The organism is Rhodobacter sp. JA431, from assembly GCF_900217725.1.
Taxonomy (GTDB): Bacteria; Pseudomonadota; Alphaproteobacteria; order Rhodobacterales; family Rhodobacteraceae; genus Rhodobacter; species Rhodobacter aestuarii.
This window is the reverse complement of record NZ_OBMP01000027.1, coordinates 1-1,131: the sequence shown is the minus strand read 5'-3', so window position 1 is coordinate 1,131 and position 1,131 is coordinate 1. Positions and strand designations below refer to the sequence as shown.

The following is a 1,131-nucleotide window of genomic DNA, read 5'->3' as shown; positions in this document are numbered from 1 at the left end:
GGGCACGCTGGTGCTGCCCTTTGCGGCGGTGAGCTATATCACCGAAGGGATTGTGGATTTTGCGCTTTGGGTGCCCGCGCTTGGCGAGCGCTATGCGGTGGAAGAGGGCGCACCCTATCCCGCGCTCACCTATGATCTGACGATCGAGGCGCGCAGCGCGGTCGATGGCGGGCTTGAGAAGGTCACCTATCGCGTGGCGGCGCCCTCTGGCTCTGGTGATCTCGTCTTTGCCGATCTCTTGGCGGCGGGCGATGTGGTCGAGCCCGATCTGCCCGGCGCGCTTGCCCAGGCGCAGGCGGCGGCCGCGAGTGCGGCGGGCAGTGCGCTTTCCGCGGATCAATCCGCGCAGATCGCCGATCAAAAGGCGCAAGAAGCCGATCAAAGTGCCACGGCGGCCGCGACCTTTGATCCGGCGAAGTTCCAGCCGATCAATGCGTTTTTGAGCGGGCTTGCGGAAACAGGCGAGATCGTCACGCCCTCGAGCTCGGGTGCGGCGGTTTTGACCGGGACGGCGGCCGAGGGGCGCGCGGCGCTGGGGCTCGGGGAGATGGCGCTTCTTGATCTCGCGGATCTGGTGGCGGCGATTGCTGCGCAAACCGGCACCGGTGCCAAATGGCAAGATGTCTCGGCCGCGCGCGTGGCGGGGACGGCCTATCAAAACGACACCGGCCATCCGCTCGATATCAACACCCGGCTGTCTGTGGGCACGGGGCGCAACTTCGAGATCTCTGAGGATGGTGTGAGCTGGCAGCCGATCGCCTGGAGCGGCACGGTTGAGGCGATGAACATCAATGTGACGATCCCGCCGGGCAATTACTACCGCGTGCTGACGTCTTACAGCCCCGGCCAATGGATGGAACGGCGCTGATCTCACCCGCCAGAAAGGCGGGCAGAAACCCGAGAAAAAAAGGGGACAGGAATGAACGAAACGCGTGGCCTCATTGAGGTGGCCGACGCGCTCTTTGGGGGTGCGATCACGACAGCGGCGGCGGCCTTTGCGGGGCGCTTGATGTGGCACAGCACCGAGGTGCGTTCGGGGCGGCGGCGGTTCTTTGGCCGCGAGCTTTTGTGGGAGCTGCCGATTGCCATTGGCATGGCGATCATTGGCGAGGCGGTCGCCTCTTACTTCGG

1 protein-coding gene and 1 pseudogene are annotated in these 1,131 nt (G+C 65.1%); both read left to right on the top strand.

Annotated elements, in window-relative coordinates:
• Positions 1 to 868 (top strand): annotated as a pseudogene (locus CRO18_RS18950) (hypothetical protein); the annotation flags it as partial.
• A 51-nt stretch (positions 869 to 919) separates the two neighbouring features.
• On the top strand, positions 920 to 1,131 hold a 212-nt coding region (locus CRO18_RS18485), incomplete at its 3' end, for a phage holin family protein (RefSeq protein ID WP_102026119.1).